Origin of the sequence: Microbispora hainanensis, assembly GCF_006874475.1 — a bacterium.
Classification (GTDB): Bacteria; Actinomycetota; Actinomycetes; order Streptosporangiales; family Streptosporangiaceae; genus Microbispora; species Microbispora hainanensis.
Genome location: NZ_VIRM01000066.1, coordinates 26,737 through 42,959 on the forward strand (window position 1 = coordinate 26,737; position 16,223 = coordinate 42,959).

Annotated in this window: 17 protein-coding genes and 1 tRNA gene; 8 read left to right on the top strand and 10 right to left on the bottom strand. The window is 69.9% G+C overall.

All coding sequences use genetic code 11. From position 1 onward, the window contains the following. Positions 1–9 precede the first annotated feature (9 nt). From sepX to galU, 6 genes are all read right to left on the bottom strand, one after another. Positions 10–741, bottom strand: a complete 732-nt coding sequence (gene sepX / locus FLX08_RS35505; RefSeq protein ID WP_142624641.1) for a divisome protein SepX/GlpR — start codon at positions 739–741, stop codon at positions 10–12. Between the two features lie 368 nt (positions 742–1,109). Beyond that, positions 1,110–1,751 carry a GNAT family N-acetyltransferase gene (locus FLX08_RS35510; RefSeq protein ID WP_142624642.1) on the bottom strand — a complete coding sequence of 214 codons (642 nt, stop codon included), beginning with the start codon at positions 1,749–1,751 and terminating at the stop codon, positions 1,110–1,112. A gap of 67 nt (positions 1,752–1,818) precedes the next feature. Then, positions 1,819–2,295, bottom strand: a complete 477-nt coding sequence (locus tag FLX08_RS35515) for a MogA/MoaB family molybdenum cofactor biosynthesis protein (RefSeq protein ID WP_142624643.1) — start codon at positions 2,293–2,295, stop codon at positions 1,819–1,821. Positions 2,296–2,298: 3 nt separating this feature from the next. After that, complete coding sequence (gene moaC, locus FLX08_RS35520) at positions 2,299–2,775, bottom strand: cyclic pyranopterin monophosphate synthase MoaC (protein WP_142624644.1); 477 nt, start codon at positions 2,773–2,775, stop codon at positions 2,299–2,301. After that, a complete protein-coding gene (gene glp, locus FLX08_RS35525) occupies positions 2,772–3,956 on the bottom strand; it encodes a molybdotransferase-like divisome protein Glp (RefSeq protein WP_142624645.1) in 1,185 nt (394 codons plus the stop codon). The genes moaC and glp overlap by 4 nt, the downstream gene beginning before the upstream one ends. A 4-nt stretch (positions 3,957–3,960) precedes the next feature. Further along, positions 3,961–4,866, bottom strand: coding sequence for a UTP--glucose-1-phosphate uridylyltransferase GalU (galU, locus tag FLX08_RS35530; protein ID WP_142624646.1), 906 nt, complete (start codon positions 4,864–4,866; stop codon positions 3,961–3,963). Positions 4,867–4,899: 33 nt separating this feature from the next. Here galU and FLX08_RS35535 point away from each other — a divergent pair, with 33 nt between their 5' ends. From FLX08_RS35535 to FLX08_RS35560, 6 genes are all read left to right on the top strand, one after another. Then, entirely contained in the window at positions 4,900–5,466 is a 567-nt protein-coding gene (locus tag FLX08_RS35535) for a 5-formyltetrahydrofolate cyclo-ligase (protein ID WP_142624647.1), read from the top strand. A 99-nt stretch (positions 5,467–5,565) separates the two neighbouring features. Next, positions 5,566–7,005 (top strand): potassium/proton antiporter, encoded by a 1,440-nt coding sequence (locus FLX08_RS35540; protein WP_425280666.1) that lies wholly within the window; start codon positions 5,566–5,568, stop codon positions 7,003–7,005. A gap of 156 nt (positions 7,006–7,161) precedes the next feature. Further along, complete coding sequence (locus tag FLX08_RS35545; protein ID WP_142624649.1) at positions 7,162–7,506, top strand: FmdB family zinc ribbon protein; 345 nt, start codon at positions 7,162–7,164, stop codon at positions 7,504–7,506. Between the two features lie 62 nt (positions 7,507–7,568). Beyond that, on the top strand, positions 7,569–8,375 hold the full coding sequence (locus FLX08_RS35550; RefSeq protein WP_142624650.1) for an S-methyl-5'-thioadenosine phosphorylase: 807 nt from the start codon (positions 7,569–7,571) through the stop codon (positions 8,373–8,375). Between the two features lie 160 nt (positions 8,376–8,535). Further along, positions 8,536–9,195 carry an SAF domain-containing protein gene (locus FLX08_RS35555; protein ID WP_142624651.1) on the top strand — a complete coding sequence of 220 codons (660 nt, stop codon included), beginning with the start codon at positions 8,536–8,538 and terminating at the stop codon, positions 9,193–9,195. A gap of 254 nt (positions 9,196–9,449) precedes the next feature. Further along, on the top strand, positions 9,450–9,800 hold the full coding sequence (locus FLX08_RS35560) for a DUF1801 domain-containing protein (protein WP_142624652.1): 351 nt from the start codon (positions 9,450–9,452) through the stop codon (positions 9,798–9,800). Between the two features lie 32 nt (positions 9,801–9,832). On the opposite strand, the gene FLX08_RS35565 is transcribed toward FLX08_RS35560, so the two are convergent. Together FLX08_RS35565 and FLX08_RS35570 are read right to left on the bottom strand one after the other, a co-directional pair. Next, positions 9,833–10,957 carry a M15 family metallopeptidase gene (locus FLX08_RS35565; RefSeq protein WP_142624653.1) on the bottom strand — a complete coding sequence of 375 codons (1,125 nt, stop codon included), beginning with the start codon at positions 10,955–10,957 and terminating at the stop codon, positions 9,833–9,835. A gap of 130 nt (positions 10,958–11,087) precedes the next feature. Next, positions 11,088–11,657, bottom strand: a complete 570-nt coding sequence (locus FLX08_RS35570) for a hypothetical protein (protein ID WP_142624654.1) — start codon at positions 11,655–11,657, stop codon at positions 11,088–11,090. A 160-nt stretch (positions 11,658–11,817) separates the two neighbouring features. On the opposite strand from FLX08_RS35570, the gene FLX08_RS35575 reads away from it, so the two are divergent. After that, positions 11,818–11,890 (top strand) — tRNA-Arg (locus FLX08_RS35575). Between the two features lie 36 nt (positions 11,891–11,926). On the opposite strand, the gene FLX08_RS35580 is transcribed toward FLX08_RS35575, so the two are convergent. After that, positions 11,927–13,111, bottom strand: coding sequence for an IS481 family transposase (locus tag FLX08_RS35580; protein ID WP_142624655.1), 1,185 nt, complete (start codon positions 13,109–13,111; stop codon positions 11,927–11,929). 128 nt (positions 13,112–13,239) lie between these two features. On the opposite strand from FLX08_RS35580, the gene FLX08_RS35585 reads away from it, so the two are divergent. Continuing rightward, positions 13,240–14,529 carry an IS256 family transposase gene (locus FLX08_RS35585; RefSeq protein WP_167530698.1) on the top strand — a complete coding sequence of 430 codons (1,290 nt, stop codon included), beginning with the start codon at positions 13,240–13,242 and terminating at the stop codon, positions 14,527–14,529. Positions 14,530–15,345: 816 nt separating this feature from the next. Here FLX08_RS35585 and FLX08_RS35595 read toward each other — a convergent pair. Then, entirely contained in the window at positions 15,346–15,930 is a 585-nt protein-coding gene (locus FLX08_RS35595; protein WP_142624656.1) for a hypothetical protein, read from the bottom strand. Positions 15,931–16,223: the final 293 nt, after the last annotated feature.

Below are 16,223 nucleotides of genomic sequence, written 5' to 3' on the forward strand. Positions count from 1 at the left end.
GCCACCGAATCAGTCCCCGGCCGCGCGGCGTCCGTCGGCGTACTGGTCGAAGACCTGGACGCGCCTGCGCGCCTCGAACTTGATGATCTCCGCCTCGCGGGCCGCCTCGGCCAGGGCGTGGCGGCGCTCCCGCAGACGGCGCAGGTGCTCGGCCCGCATCCGGGCGGCCCTCTCCCGCTGCTCCCTGTCCGCGCGTACGGCCACGCGCAGCACGGCGAGGTAGCCGAGCAGGAGCACCCCCGAGGGCGCGACGGCCCACCAGGGCATCACGCGTACGGCCGCGGTGACCACGGAGGCCAGCACGAGCAGGATGCTCCACAGGAGCCGCCGCCGGCGCCGGGCGAGGATCCGGGCGCGGCGGTGGGCGGCGACACGGCGGGCGCGCGCATGCCGCTCCGCCGCGACCTGGTCCGCCGTGACGCCCTCGGTGCCCGGGACGGAAGACGCGGCGAGATCGGCGGAGTCCGCGGACGCGGCCGGCGGGGTGACGACCGTGTCGGCGTCGCCCCCGTCCGCATCCCCGTCGGAGGCGTCGGAGGCGTCGGAGGCGTCGTCCGAGCCGGTCGCCGAGACCTCCGGCGCCTCGGCGCAGTCGGCGGCGGGCCGCTCGGACAGCGTGTTCCCCTCCGCCTGCTCCTCGAACAGCTCGTCGTCCGTGTGCCGGTCGCGGCGCAGCCACATGGGCAGCAGGACGCTGAGCCACATGACGACGATGGCCAGGTAGAGCAGGGCGCTACCCATGCGGCCACCCCCGGACGGCCGTACGGGGGCGCCTGAGGGCATGGTGAACACATCCGTGGCCCTGTATCGGCGGAGAGGTGTTCACGTCACGCACCGTAGGACTGTGTGTCACTGAATGACGAGCATTCAGTCCGGTGTGTCGCGAGATCGTCAAAGCTCTTCATGTAATTCGATCCCGTGCGAACGCGTGATTCCCACAGGCCGACGCGTGCGGACCCGCTACCGGTGGGCGAGCGGCGGGAGGGACGGGATCCGCTTCCTCATGGCGATGCCTCCAGTGACACGGTTTCGGTCGAGTGCCACCGAGCATCACAGCGCCCGCTAGTGATCGGCTTGTCCTTCGATTGCAGCCGGCCGTGCACCGGCTCCTAACCCGGGCTGGACTCGCTGCGGCGGGAGGCCGAGTTCATGGTGCGGCGCCACTGGACGAGCAGCCCGCGCGGCACGTCCTCCACGGTCAGCGCGTAGCAGATGTGGTCGCGCCACGCGCCGTCGATGTGCAGCTGACGCCGGCGGATGCCCTCCTCGCGGAACCCGAGCTTCTCCACGACCCTGCGGCTGGCCTGGTTCTCCGGCCGGATGTTGGCCTCGAGGCGGTGTAAACCGGTGGTGAAGAAGCAGTGGTCCACCGCCATGGCGAGCGCGGTCGGGATGATGCCCCGCCCGGCGAGCGCGCCGTCGACCCAGTAACCCACCTGGGCGGAGCGGGCAGAGCCCCACACGATCGCCCCGACGGTGAGCTGCCCGGCGAACCGCCCCTCGTACGTGACCACCCAGGGCATCGCCATGCCCTGGCGGGCCTCGCGGCGCAGCGTGCCGACCATCGAGACGTACGGCCCGAGACCGGTGCGGAACAGCGGGGTCTCGGGGTTGCTCGGCTCCCACGGGCGGAGCCATTCGGCGTTGCGCAGCCGGGTGTCGCGCCAGTCACGGACGTCACGCAGGCGCAGCGGCCGCAGCCCGACGGGCCCCTCGGCCATGGATGCCGGCCAGCCGCGAAGTCGATCCATTCGTCAATCATCCACCGGAACACGGTCAACGCGCCACGCGGGACGCGCCGCGGTCTCGGCCGGCTCCTCAGCGGGCATGGTCGCCGCCGTGGATCTGGTCCACGACATGGGCCAGGATCGGAGTCAGCACCGCCATGCCGTCCCGTACGCCTCCGGAGGAGCCGGGCAGGTTCACCACCAGCGTCTTCCCGGCCTGCCCGGCGAGACCCCGGGACAGGATCGACGTCGGCACCTTCTCCCGGTTCACCTGCCGGATGGCCTCGGCGATGCCCGGAATCTCCCGGTCGAGCACCCGGCGGGTCATCTCCGGGGTGAGGTCGAGGGGCGTCACCCCGGTGCCGCCCGTGGTGACGATCACGTCGTAGCCCGCGGCGACGCCCTCGCGCAGCGCGGCCTCCACGGCGTCGCCATCGGGGACCACCCGGGGCCCGTCCACCTGATCACAGCCCGCCTCCTTGAGCAGGCCGGCCAGCAGCGGCCCGGAGCGGTCCTCGTAGACGCCCGCGGACGCCCTGTTGGACACCGTCACCACCAAAGCGCGCACGCCTTACTCCTGTCCGGGCCGGGTCCAGTGGCCCGTCTTGCCGCCCGTCTTCTCCTCGACCCGGACGTCGCTGATCACGGCCGCCGGGTCCACCGCCTTGACCATGTCCACCAGCGCGAGCGCCGCGACGGTGACGGCCGTGAGCGCCTCCATCTCGACGCCTGTCCTGTCGGCCGTACGGACCCGGGCGGTGATCTCCACCCCCTCGTCCACGACGGCCAGGTCGACCTTCACGCCGGTCAGGGCGATCGGGTGGCACAGCGGCACGAGGTCGGGGGTGCGCTTGGCGCCCATGATCCCGGCGATCCGCGCCACGCCGAGCGCGTCGCCCTTGGGCACGTCTCCGGCGCGGAGCACGGCCACCGCCTCGGGCGACAGCAGCACGCGCCCGGTCGCGACGGAGGTGCGCGCGCTCACGTCCTTCTCGGAGACGTCCACCATCCGAGCGGCGCCCGACTCGTCCACGTGAGTCAGCTTCATAGCGGTATCACCTCCACCTCGGCGCCCTCGGGCAGCGAGGTCTCGTCCTCCGGCACCACGATCAGCGCGTTCGCCCCGGCCAGCGCCGCGAGCTGGTGCGAGCCCTGCCGGGTCACCGGTGCGACGCTCTCGCCCGTCAGCACGGCTCGCAGGTACGACCGCTTGCCGGCCGGGGACCGCACCGGCGCGGTGACGGTCGCGCGCACGGTCGCGGGCGGCCCGGCCGGAAGGCCCTGCATCGCCCGCAGGGCCGGCTTGACGAAGAGCACGAACGACACGAACGACGAGACCGGGTTGCCGGGCAGCGTGAAGATCGGCACGCGGTCGGGCCCCACGACGCCGAAGCCCTGCGGCATGCCCGGCTGCATGGCGACCTTCTCGAAGGTCACCGTGCCCAGCGGCGACAGCGCCTCCTTGACCGGCTCGTACGCCCCCATCGAGACGCCGCCGCTCGTGATCACGGCGTCGGCCCGCACGAGCTGGGCGTCCAGCGTGTCCATGAACTCCTTGGGGTCGTCGGTCACCGAACCGGCCCGGAACCCCTGCGCCCCCGCCTCGCGTACGGCGGCGGCGAGCATGAAGCTGTTGGACTCCCAGATGCGGCCCGCGCCCAGCGGGGTGCCGGGCTCGCTGAGCTCGGCACCCGTGGACAGCACGACCACCCTCGGCCGGGGCCGCACCAGCACCCGGCGGCGGCCCACCCCGGCGAGTATCCCGATCTGGGCGGGCCCGATCCTGACGCCCTCGCGGAGCACCACGTCGCCCGCCCGCACGTCCTCGCCCGCCCGCCTGATCGCGTTGCCGGGCTGGGCCGGCCTGTCGATCCGTACGCGGGCGGTGCCGCCGTCGGTCCACTCCACGGGAACGACGGCGTCGGCGCCGGTGGGCACGGGCGCCCCGGTCATGATGCGGGTGACCAGGCCGGGGCCGAGGGCGTTGAGCCCGCCGTCCCCCGCCGCGACGTCCCCGATCACGGGCAGCATGACGGGCGCGGCGGCGACGTCCTCGGCCCGTACGGCGTAGCCGTCCATGGCCGAGTTGTCGAACGGCGGCAGCGGGACGGGCGAGGCGACGTCCTCGGCCAGCACGGCGCCGAGGGCGGCCTCGATCTCGACCTCCAGCGGTGCGAGCGGTCGCACCGTCGCGAGGATGTCGGCGAGATGGCGGTCGACGGGTTTCATCGGCTCACTGTCCGGACTTGTCGAGGAACTCCCGCAGCCAGGGCAGGAACTCGGGGGCGAGGTCGTCCCGGTTCGCGGCGAACTGCACCACGGTCTGCAGATACTCCAGCTTGTTGCCGGTGTCGTAGCGACGGCCGCGGAACAACACGCCGTGCACCGGACCGCCCTCCTCCGGGCCCATCGCTGCCAGGGTGCGCAGGGCGTCGGTGAGCTGGATCTCGCCGCCGCGTCCCGGCGGGGTGCGCTCCAGCACGTCGAACACGGCGGGGTCGATCACATAACGGCCGATGACGGCCCAGTTGGAGGGCGCCTCGTCGGCCGGGGGCTTCTCCACGAGGTCCGTGACGCGGACGACGTCGTCGTCGTCGGTCGGCTCGATGGCGGCGGCGCCGTACAGGGAGACGTGCTCGCGCGGCACCTCCATCAGCGCGACGACGCTGCCGCCGTAGGTCGCGCGCACCTCGATCATGCGCCTGAGCAGCGGGTCGCGGGGGTCGATGATGTCGTCGCCGAGCAGGCAGGCGAACGGCTCGTGGCCGACGTGCTGCTTGGCGCACAGGACGGCGTGGCCGAGACCCTTCGGCTCCCCCTGCCGCACGTAGTGCATGGTGGCGAGGTCGACGGGCTCCTTGACCTGGTTGAGCCGCTCTTCGTCGCCCTTCGCGCGAAGAGCGTCCTCAAGCTCGTACGCTACGTCGAAGTGGTCTTCGATCGAACGCTTGTTGCGGCCGGTCACCATGAGGACGTCCAGCAGTCCGGCGGAGACGGCCTCCTCCACCACGTACTGGATGGCCGGCTTGTCGACGATGGGCAGCATCTCCTTGGGGGTCGCCTTCGTGGCGGGAAGGAAGCGGGTGCCGAGACCCGCGGCGGGCACGACGGCTTTGGTCACGGGATCGAAGTCAGCCATGAGTAGACACTAACGGAGCAGTCTTTGGACAAGATGAACCTGCGTCGGCGTATCCTGCGCGGCCGTGCGGAGCTCGATCCCGGGACGTTGCGCGAGTCGTCGGCGGCCATCAGGGAGTTACTCCTCGACCAGCCGTGGGTGCAGATGGCCGGGCTGGTGGCCTGCTACTGGTCGACCGGCACCGAGCCCTCCACGCAGGGGCTGATCCTGGCTCTGTGGAAGCACGGCGCCACGGTGATGCTGCCGGTGCAGCGCCCGGACGGCGACCTCGACTGGGCGGTGTACGACGGGCCCGACTCGCTGGCGCCCGGCCCGAACGGAATCATGGAGCCGGTGGACGTCCGGCGCGGCGTCGACGCCATCCGCACCGCCGGGCTGGTGATCGCGCCGGCCCTCGCCGTCGACCGGGTGACCGGCGTACGGCTCGGCCGCGGCGGCGGGTTCTACGACCGGGCGCTCGCGCGCGTCGGGCCGAATGTGCCAACGGTGGCGCTCCTGCACGAGGGCGAGTTGCTGGAGGGGGTTCCCGCCGAGCCGCATGACCAGCGCGTACGCTTTGCCGCCCTTCCAAGCGGAATCGCCCGCTTGGTACAGATATGACAAGATTGACATAAGAGACGGCGAAAGGAGCGGATCGGTCTGAACGTCTGGCTGCTCCTGTCCGCCGTCGTCGTCATCGCGGCTATCGCGTCCGTACGGATCGCGCATCGCACCGGCCTTCCCTCGCTGCTCCTCTATCTCGGCCTCGGGCTGCTGCTCGGCGAGGGCGGCCCCATCGGCATCAACTTCGACAACGCCCAGACGGCCCAGCAACTCGGCATGGTCGCGCTCGCCGTGATCCTCGCCGAGGGTGGTCTCACCACCAACTGGAAACACGTACGCGAGGCCGTGCCGATAGCGCTCGTGCTCGCCACGGTCGGAATCGCGGTCAGCGTCGTCGTGCTCGCGGCGGGCGTCGCCTTCCTGCTCGGCATGGAGTGGCGGATGGCCCTGCTGCTCGGCGCGTTCCTGGCGTCGACCGACGCGGCGGCCGTGTTCTCCGTGCTGAGACGGCTGCCGCTGCCGCCCCGGCTCGCCGGGATCCTGGAGGCCGAGTCGGGCTTCAACGACGCCCCGACCGTCATCCTCGTGATCATGCTGAGCGCGGGCTCGACGTTCGAGCTCTCGCTGCCGCACATCCTGCTGGACACCACCGTCGAACTGGCCATCGGCGCGGCCGTCGGCCTTGCCGTGGGCCCCGCGGGGGTGTACGCGCTGCGCCGGGTCGCGCTGCCCGCCTCCGGTCTCTACCCGATCGCGGTGCTGGCGCTGGCGTTCGTCACCTACAGCGGGGCGACCCTGCTGCACGGCAGCGGGTTCCTCGCGGTCTACCTGACCACGCTGATCCTGGGCAATGCCAGGCTCCCCCACCGCGCCGCCACGCGCGGCTTCGCCGAGGGCGCCGCCTGGCTCGCCCAGATCGGGCTGTTCGTCATGCTCGGCATGCTCGCGGACCCGCGCGAACTGCCGGGCGTGCTCGTCCCCGCCGTGGTGTCGGGCCTGCTGCTGGTCCTGGTCGCCCGGCCGGCGTCCGTGGTGGTGTCCGCGGCGATCGCCCGGCTTCTGCGCCTCGGTGCGCTGTCGTGGCGCGAGCAGGTGTTCCTCTCGTGGGCCGGGCTGCGCGGGGCGGTGCCCATCGTGCTGGCCGCGATCCCCTGGGCCGCCGGCATGCCGGGGGCGAAGGGCCTGTTCAACGACGTCTTCATCATCGTCATCGTGTTCACGATCCTCCAGGGGCCCACGCTGCCGTACCTCGCCAGGCTGCTCGGCCTGGCCGCGGAGGGCGAGGCCCGCGACCTCGACGTGGAGGCCGCGCCGCTGGAAGAGCTGAACGCGGAGCTGCTGCAGGTCCGCATCCCGCCCGGCTCGCGCATGCACGGTGTGGAGATCTTCGAGCTCCGGCTGCCGCCGGACGCCATGGTCACCCTCGTCGTACGGAACGGGCAGTCGTTCGTGCCCACGCCGACGACCCGGCTGCTGGCGGGCGACCAGCTCCTCGTGGTCACCACTGCCGCCCAGCGCGAGACGGTCGAACGCCGCCTGCGTGCCGTCAGCCGCCGCGGCAAGCTGGCCGGCTGGTACGGCGAACGCGGCGGCTGACCGCCGTCGCCCGGATCGCTCCCGGCGCGGGGCGGAGGTCGCTCGGAGCGAATGGGACAGCACGGGGCAATAAACCGGGCTGGAGTGGCGTTTGGGCTTGTTGACTGCTTACCATTAGCAATCGACCCGGTCGAGTGCCAGTCTCAGGAGGAGCGAGTGCCTACCTACCAGTACGCCTGTACCGCTTGCGGTGAGCAGCTGGAGGCCGTCCAGAAGTTCTCTGACGACCCGCTCACGGAGTGCCCAGCCTGCCAGGGCAAGCTGCGCAAGGTCTTCTCCGCGGTTGGCATCGTGTTCAAGGGCTCCGGGTTCTATCGGACCGACAGCCGTTCGTCGAGCTCGTCCACGACCACGTCCACCACGACGACGTCGTCCTCGAAGTCGTCCGGCGACTCGAGCAAGAAGGAGCCCGCGGCCTCCACGAGCTCGTCTTCGTCTTCGTCTTCGTCGAGCGCCTCCTCGTCGAGCACGTCGTCGTCCGGCTCGACCGCCGCCGCCTGAGGTTATCCACAGGGGTCGACGGCACGCGCCGGGCGTGCGGCGCCGTTCGCTAGTGTCGGCCCATGGTCAATCGCGCAGACATCGGGGTCATCGGCGGCTCGGGGTTCTACTCCCTGCTTGAGGACGCCGAAGAGATCGACATAACGACGCCGTACGGCCCGCCGAGTGACACGATCACCGTGGGCCGCATCGGCGAGCGAACCGTCGCGTTCGTCCCCCGGCACGGCCGCGGCCACACCTTCCCTCCCCACCGCATCCCCTATCGGGCGAACATGTGGGCCCTGCGGTCCCTCGGCGTCCGCCAGGTGCTCGCGCCCAGCGCGGTCGGGTCCCTGCGCCCGGAGATCGGCCCGGGCGCCCTCGTGATCCCCGACCAGCTCGTGGACCGCACGCAGGGCCGTGAGCAGACCTATTACGACGCGGGCGGGGCGGTCCACGTGTCGTTCTCCGACCCCTACTGCCCTTCCGGCCGGGCGGCCGCCGTGGCCACGGCCCGCGAGACGAGCTGGGACACGGTCGACGGCGGCACCCTGGTCGTGGTCCAGGGGCCCCGGTTCTCCACCCGGGCCGAGTCGAAGTGGTTCGCGGGGGCGGGCTGGTCCATCATCGGCATGACCGGCCACCCCGAGGCCGTGCTCGCCCGCGAGCTCGCCCTCTGCTACACGACCCTCGCCCTCGTGACCGACCACGACGCCGGCGTGGAGGCCGGTGAGGGGGTCACCCACGAGGAGGTCCTGGCCTTCTTCGCCGCCAATGTCGAGCGGATGCGCAGTCTGGTCGCGCAGGTCGTCGAGGTCCTTCCGGAGGAGCGCTCCTGTCCCTGCGGCAACGCCCTCGACGGGATCAAGCTGCCGATCGAGCTTCCCTGACGCCGATGCGTGCCATGCCGTACGGCCCTGTCCGGCCGCAGAACCGGCGACAGAACCGGCGACAGAATCGCCGGGAGCATGGGGGCCGTCTGGCGTGGAGCGTCCACGATGCCACCGGTCTCCGCCATGAGGCACGGGGCGAGAGGCGTGCGAGGTGATCATGCGTGATCTGAAGCGGCTGAGGGCGCGCCGCCGCCGTCCGGTCGCCGCCGTCCTCTCCGGTCTCGCGGTGGCCTGCGTGCTGCTGGCCGTCCGCACCCCTGACGGGGTGGAGGTCCTCGCCGCCGCCCGCGACCTTCCCGGAGGCCGGCTGGCCGCCGCCGACGTCGTGGTCGTACGGCTCCCGCCCGACGCTGTGCCCGCCGGGGCGTACGCGCCGGGCACCCCGGTCTCGGGCCGCGTGCTCGCCGGCCCGCTGCGCCGGGGCGAGCTCCTCACCGACGCGCGGCTGCTCGGCCCGGGCCTGTTCCGTCGGACCCTGACCGGGCAGGCGTCCGGCAACCCGGTTGGCGGTGGCCCGCCTACGGTGTCAGAGGCGTCGGCAGTGGGTCCGGGTTTGGTCGCGACGCCGGTCAGGATGGCCGATCCCGACGCCGCCCGCCTGCTGTCGCCGGGAGACGTGATCGACGTCCTGGCGGCCTTCGAGGACGGGCCTTTCCAGGCCCGGACCGTCGCCCAGGAGGTGCGGGTGATCGCCCGGCCGCCCGTCCGTACGGACGGCGGCGCGCTGCTGGTGCTGGCCACGACCTCGGAGCAGGCGGCCCAGCTCGCCCAGGCCCAGGCGCAGGGCAGGCTGTCGATGACCATCCACCCGCAATGACGGGCTGTGCCCGGGCGGCCCTCGGCGCACATGTGGCCGAGCGGGACCTCGGCGGCGCCCTGCCGGCAAGCCCGCGGCTTTGCCGATCTCATCGCTGCCGCGCCCGGTGGGGACGATGAGCTTGGCCCGGTGGTCGGCCGGATCGGGTTCGCGATTCAGTCAAGATCATTGACTGTCGCTGCTCTTTGTCGGACCGTGGTGCCCAGCACAGGGACAGCCACCTCAGAGGAACAGACAGCGGAGGGATCGCGACCATGGCCGGCAGCGAGATCGACACTTACATCGAGACGAAGCTCGACCCGAAATACCGCGAGATCGTCGCAGCCCTGCGCACCCTGGTGGCCGAAGAGGCCCCCGAGGCCGTCGAGTGCCTCACGTACGGCTCGCCCGCGTGGCGGGGCAACAGGATCCTCGCCGTCATCAGCCAGAGCAAGACCCATCTCACCTTCGCCTTCGAGCGGGGCGCGGAGATGTCCGACCCCCACGGGCTTCTGGACGGAGTGGGCAAGAAGACCCGCCACATCAAGATCAAGACGCTGGACGGGATGAACGAGGACGCGCTGCGCGACTACATCGGCCAGGCCGTCCGCCTCGACGCGAACTGACGCGAGCGGTCCCCCGCTCGGAGCCGTGCTCGTCAGAGCTGCGCGCCGAGCTGGGGGTCGTACTCCCAGTGCCAGGGCTCGAAGGGGCTGTGATACGACCAGTCGGGGTGTATCCAGCCATACCGCTTGCTGTTGGCCTCCAGCCAGTTGAACTGGACGGAGCGGAAGTTCTGCACCCCGCCGCACAAGTCGACCGCGAGCCCAAGCCCGTGGTTGCTCTTGCCCGGAGTGGCGGCGAAACCGGGCCGCCGATAGTAGATGGACTGCTGCTCGCCCAGGTTGCGATAGCTGTCGGAGATGCACATCGAGGTGCCGAAGCGCTTCTTGTAGGCGATGTTGAGATCGGCGAAGGCGATCGCCGCGTCCGCCCGCAGCTCCTCTCCGGCCTGTGGCAGGGGGCACAGGATGGTCTGGGGCAGCAGGCCGTTCGGGTACTGCTCCGCCTGACCGATCCTGGTCGGGTCGCAGCCGCCCGCCCCCTTGCTGCTGATCTTCACACCGAGCTTGATCAGCGCCTTGGTCAGCGACCGCACCAGCGTGCTGGAGCGTTTGCGCAGCGCGGTGACCTGCGCACTCAGCTGCGCCTCCTGCAGGAGGTTGGCCGCCCGGAGCTCCTGCGCCTCCTGCGCGAGCCGCTGCTGCCGTTCCAAGAGCTTCACCGCGTCGCCGAGCACGTTGTTGCGCCCCGCGACGATGTGGTCGAGGTCGGCGATCCTCCGGAGCGTCTCCGTGCCGTTCCCCGCCCTGAAGAACGGGCTGAGTCCGTCGAGCGAGGGGTCCTGATACATGGACGACGCGAGGTCGGACAGCGGCTTGCGCATCTTGTTGAGCTCCGCGGTGGCCTGCTGGAGACTCTGCAACTTGGCCGCCAGCGCCTTCTCGACGGCGCCGAACTTCTTCTGCCGCGCCACCAGCGCCCGGTTCGCGTCCTCGATGGACTTGTACGCCTTCTGAGCCTCCCGCCGCAGCTCGGTCAGCGTGGTGGGCTCCTTGCCGAGCGCGCCGGCCGGTGCGCTTTCCCCGGCGGACGCCGTACGAGCCTTCGCGGCCGTGGTGTCGGCCAAGGCCGGCGCGGCCGTGCCGTACGGCGCGGAGACGGTCAGCGAAGTCATCGCCGTGACGACCGCGATCAGCCTGGCTGATCGAGGAGATGACACGATCGATTCCCCCGTTTGCGAACTCTTGACCTGGGTCAGGGACGCACGTTACTACAGCGCCCTGTGTGCCCGAGCCCCGGTTCGCATAAGTGCTATCGACCGGACACGTCGCATTTGCGCGTTTCCCAGCTCAACGCCCGCCTTCAGGCTGGCTCTCATGCTCCCGGCAGAGCTCCCACAGCCACGTGTCCCGCCACTCCGGCGCGCACGTGAACGTCTCCTCCTCGCGAGGCTCCGCCTTCTCCGTGGGCCGGCTCACCTTTGGTGTCGTGGCCGCGTGGACGACCTGTTGGACGGGTCGGGCGATCGGAAGAATCCGTACGACCCCCTCATAGAGCCGCGCGGGACCGGGCGGCGCGGGCACCGGGGTCGGGTCCAGCAGGGGCCTCGTCCCCGCCATCGGGATCACGTGGATCCTCTGGGCCTCCCGACCATCCGTCATCGGGGGTATTGCGGGCCGCATAGCGGGCGTTCCGGCGGAAGCCCGGTCCTCCCCGGTCTCGGCGCGCTTCTCGCCCGCCGTCCCGGCCTTTGCCGGACGCACGGCCGCATTGCCCGACAAGTGGGCTCGCGCCCGCTCCCCGTAGCCGGTGAAGTCGGCCATGAGCATGCCCGAGGCAAGGATCGCCGGCGCGAGCAGCGCCGCGACGAGCAGCACCGATCGCAGCCCGCGCGCGGATCCATGTCGCGTTAGGGTCACGGCCAGCGACGGTAATCCCCCTCCCCCGGCCGGCGTACGACCACTTGCCATCGCTTTACCGCAGGTCAGCCCGCCGATGACCGGCAGGCTGCGAAACGACACCCTTCGGGAGGCGCGAGCGGGCCCAACCTTTCGCTAGGCTTACTGGTGCACATCGTGCGCCTCCGTAGCTCAGGGGATAGAGCACCGCTCTCCTAAAGCGGGTGCCGCAGGTTCGAATCCTGCCGGGGGCACTCTGTGATGTCGCAAGACATCGGAAACCCTCGAACCTACGGGTTCGGGGGTTTCTTTGTGTACTGGGGTTGGTAGTCGCGGGTGGGGTCGATGGTCAGCTCGCGGAGGAGTTCTCCCGTGGTGGCGTTGACCACGCGGACGTGGAGATCGTCGACGAGCAGGATGACGTGGGTTCGGGCGTGGGTTCGTCCGATGCCGATGTGGTGGAGCCGGCCGCTGATCCGCAGGGTGACGACGCCGGTGTGGTCGACGCGGTCGTGGCGGACCCGGGTGTGGGTGTCGCCGTCGCGGGTGCCGGATGGTTGGGCCTTGGGCCGGGTGCTGTAGGCCGTGGCGGGGGTGGCCCGGTGCGGCAGCGACCGGTGGGGGCGGTGGTGGTTGTAGGCGTCGGTGAAGCGGTCGATGAGGGTTTGTAAGTCGCCGATGGTGGTGGGCTGGTCGGGCTGGGCGCGTAGCCATTTTTTCATCGTCTGCTGGAACCGTTCGACCTTTCCGCAGGTGGTGGGATGGTTGGGGGTGGAGTTCTTCTGGATCACGTGCAGGCGGCGTAGTTCGCTTTCGAAGGCGTTGCGGCCGCCGCGGCCGCCGGCCAGGCGGGTGGTGAAGACCATGCCGTTGTCGGTCAAGGTGGAGGCGGGCACGCCGTGAGCGGCACAGGCAAGGCGGAAGGTGTCGCGCACGATCGGGCCGGTGACGCGGGGGTGGGCCGTCACCGACAGGGCGTAGCGGGAGTGGTCGTCCAGCCAGGTGAGGATCTCGGCGTCGGTGCCGTCGGCGAGGCGGTAGTGGGTGAAGTCGGCCTGCCAGGTCTCGTTCGGCTGCTCGGCTTGAAAGCGGATGTAGGACGAGCGTGGTCGTTTGCCCGGCTCGGGGGTGACCATGCCGGCGCGGGTGAGGTAGCGGCTGATCGTGGCCCGGGACACGGTGACCTGGTGGTGCTGGTGCAGGTGCCAGGCGATGGTGTCCGGCCCGGCGTCCAGGCCCTGGCCGGACAGCTGTTTGCGCAGACCGACGATCAGGTCGACGATCTCGGCGTCGATCGCGGTCGGTGAGGTCGTGGGTCGTCGGGATCGGGGCTCGAACGCCGTCTCGCCCTCAGCCCGGTAGCGGGCGACCAGCTTGGACACCCAGCCCTTGGAGACGCCGTAGGAGCGGGCGACGTCCGCCTGTGAACGGCCCTCGACGACGACCGCCGTGATGATGAGTCTGGCCTTCGACACCAGCCGACTGTCGACGAGCAATGCTTGAGACCTGTGGATCGGCCGGGAAGGGGTGTACCTTCCCGGTGATCGTTTGAGGTCACTCACGCATGGCCGACGCGCCAACGTCGGCTGGGAAGGCACACCCGATGCTCACCGTAGTCCCTGACCCCGCTGACGGCGACCGACCCGTGGCAGATAGCCCGGCCTCCTCCTCACTGATCGATGAGATCGTCCGCGAAGGTGCCCGCCGCATGCTCGCCGAAGCGCTTAAGGCCGAGGTCGACGCCTACATCGCCCAGTTCGCCGACCAGCGCGACGAGGCGGGGCGCCGACTGGTGGTGCGTAACGGCTACCACGCATCGCGGGAGGTACTGACCGCGGCCGGCGCCATCGAGGTCAAGGCGCCCAGGATCAACGACAAGCGCGTCGATGAGGTCACCGGCGAGCGTAAGCACTTCGCCTCGGCGATCCTGCCGCCCTGGGCGCGCAAGACGCCGAAGGTCACCGAGGTGCTGCCGCTGCTGTACCTGCACGGCCTGTCCTCGGGGGACTTCGTCCCGGCGCTGGGGCAGTTCCTCGGCTCGGCGGCCGGGCTGTCCGCGCCGGTCATCACGAAGCTGACCGAGCAGTGGAAGGCCGAGCAGCGCACTTTCGCCGACCGCGACCTGTCAGCCGTGGACTACGTCTACCTGTGGGCCGACGGCGTGCACGTCAACATCCGGTTGGAGGAACACCGGTTGTGCCTGCTGGTGATGATCGGGGTGCGCGCCGACGGCCGCAAGGAGCTCATCGCGCTGACTGATGGCTACCGGGAGTCGACCGAGTCGTGGGCGGACTTGCTGCGCGACTGCAAGCGGCGGGGGATGCGGGCGCCGGTGCTGGCGGTCGGGGACGGCGCGCTGGGGTTCTGGGCCGCGCTCGGTGAAGTGTTCCCGCAGGCCAGGGCCCAAAGGTGCTGGTTTCACAAGATTGCTAACGTGCTGGGGGCCATGCCCAAGTCCGCGCAGCCGGGGGCGAAGAAGGCGTTGGCGGAGATCTGGAACGCCGAGGACAAGGACCACGCCCTGGCGGCGGTGAAGGCGTTCCAGTCCGCCTATGGGGCCAAGTACGGCAAGGCCGTGGGCAAGGTTGTCGACGATGTCGATGAGCTGCTGGCCTTCTACGACTTTCCGGCCGAGCATTGGGTGCATCTGCGCACGACCAACCCGATCGAGTCGACGTTCGCGACCGTGCGGCATCGCACCAAGGTCACCAAGGGCCCCGGATCGCGGGCGGCTGGGCTGGCCATGGCGTTCAAGCTGATCGAGGCGGCTCAGGCCCGCTGGCGCGCGGTCAACGCTCCTCACCTTGTCGCTCTGGTCCGCGCTGGAGCGACCTTCATCAACGGCAAGCTTGTCGAACGCCCCGACGATCAGCCCTCACCAGCAGCTGCTTAGAAACTCTGATCCACAGGTCTTGACGATTGCTCCTGTCGACCGCCCGCAGGCCCTAACCGCCTGTGTTTCCCATCTCCGGAGACATGCGTCGCCGGGGTTTCCTATGTCTCGAGACACCCGTTTCCTATGTCCTGAACCAGAACACTGCCGGGGGCACTCTTCTGACCAGCCGCCTAGCCTCTGACCTGGGGCTCAGCGCGGCTCCTCTTAGCGATCACATGCAACGAAGTGGCGCCATATGCAGCCGTAGGTCAATGATCGCGAACCATGCGCGAACCAGTCCCGACAACGTCTCCGCAGGTCACCCCGGGAACATAGAAGGCCCCGGGATGCTCCGGGGCCGTGGTGCGCAAAGTTGTGGATCATTCGTCGAGCGCTTCAGAGATCTTGCCGTTGGCCCGCGCCTGCTGCCCTTCGATGCACTGGCGTAAACCCGCAGCAGCACGTCAACGCTGTGGCCGGCACGCTCAGCCACCTCGGTAGCCGGGACTCCGGCGTTCAGCCACAGCGAGACGGCGGCATGCCGCAGGTCGTACGGCCGCGCCGCCAGCGGTGAGACCGCCTGCTCCACCGTGAAGGCCACCCGGCGGGCCTGCTGCCAGACTCCCGCTGGCCGACGCGGCCAAGGCGCACGCCGCCGCGGCGACCGGCGACACCGGTGGCAAGATCGTCTTCACTTTGGACTGACGAATGGCCGACCGAGAGGCCGGGCCTTCCTTTCCGGCCGGGCCTCTCGATGTCCTGGTGCCCCGGACTTGTGCCTGCATAAGCCTGCGCCGTCGCAAACCAAGGTGCCGCTCCCCGGTCCTGAGCTGGTCAGCCCTTCAGATGGCTGACCACGTACGGCAGAACGGGACTGTTCCATTCCGACGTAAGAACCTGGCCGATGACTACCGGTGCGCCGCCTGGCGCCTTGCTGCCCAGAACATCTACCGTGCGGCCGTCGCGGGTGGTGCCTGTCACCTGGCTCCATGGCACCGGCTTGCTGAATAGGCCGCCTTTCTTCACGCCCTCAAGGCTCAGCACGACCCTGGCGCCGGCGGGTCCAATCGGCACCGTCTGACCGGCCCGCACGGCGGCCACGACCTCGTCTACCAATCGGGGGACCGCGATGGCTTCGATGCGCTCGACAAGCTGGAGCCACCACGTGCGGTACTGGTCGATGTTCTCGTCTCGATGGTTGGTGGTCAAAAAAAATATACGGGTGCGTTTGTCCTGTTTTAGTTGGATCTTGAAGTCGGTTCCCTGGTAGGCTCCATTGAGGTGATTCCGTACGACCTGGTAGGCCACCGCCTTGACGGCCGTGAGGTCGTAGGTGTCCTTGCCATCGATGGTCATCGTGTTCCCGGAAGCTACCAGTGTGTGTCCCCCGTAGCCCTGCACCTGCAAGTAATCGCTCACGCCCGCTACCTCTTGCGTTGGTTGTCCATCGTCCCAGCCGTACGGTTCGGAATGGCCTTGTCAGCCGCGGCTAATCAAGAGTCGGTGGGAGTGGTTGAGTTCGGCTTGCAGGACGCTTGCGTTCGACCATCCGACAGCGCAATACCGGCGTCGTCACCAATCGTTGTACCGCTGTGATGAAGGCCGCCTGATTTGCGCGGAGATACGCGATATCCCGGGACTACATGTGTAGTTCGTTACCCAATTGCCTGCGTGCGGGGTGATGGGTGATGGTCTGAGAGTGACCTTATGCC

Excerpts from the sequence above, each read along its gene's own strand:
- glp (WP_142624645.1), bottom strand. The coding sequence starts at position 3,956 with ATGAAACCCGTCGACCGCCATCTCGCCGACATCCTCGCGACGGTGCGA.
- FLX08_RS35555 (WP_142624651.1), top strand. The coding sequence starts at position 8,536 with ATGCGTGATCTGAAGCGGCTGAGGGCGCGCCGCCGCCGTCCGGTCGCC.
- sepX (WP_142624641.1), bottom strand. The coding sequence starts at position 741 with ATGGGTAGCGCCCTGCTCTACCTGGCCATCGTCGTCATGTGGCTCAGC.
- FLX08_RS35510 (WP_142624642.1), bottom strand. The coding sequence starts at position 1,751 with ATGGATCGACTTCGCGGCTGGCCGGCATCCATGGCCGAGGGGCCCGTC.
- FLX08_RS35535 (WP_142624647.1), top strand. The coding sequence starts at position 4,900 with ATGAACCTGCGTCGGCGTATCCTGCGCGGCCGTGCGGAGCTCGATCCC.
- moaC (WP_142624644.1), bottom strand. The coding sequence starts at position 2,775 with ATGAAGCTGACTCACGTGGACGAGTCGGGCGCCGCTCGGATGGTGGAC.
- FLX08_RS35585 (WP_167530698.1), top strand. The coding sequence starts at position 13,240 with ATGCTCACCGTAGTCCCTGACCCCGCTGACGGCGACCGACCCGTGGCA.
- galU (WP_142624646.1), bottom strand. The coding sequence starts at position 4,866 with ATGGCTGACTTCGATCCCGTGACCAAAGCCGTCGTGCCCGCCGCGGGT.
- FLX08_RS35560 (WP_142624652.1), top strand. The coding sequence starts at position 9,450 with ATGGCCGGCAGCGAGATCGACACTTACATCGAGACGAAGCTCGACCCG.
- FLX08_RS35550 (WP_142624650.1), top strand. The coding sequence starts at position 7,569 with ATGGTCAATCGCGCAGACATCGGGGTCATCGGCGGCTCGGGGTTCTAC.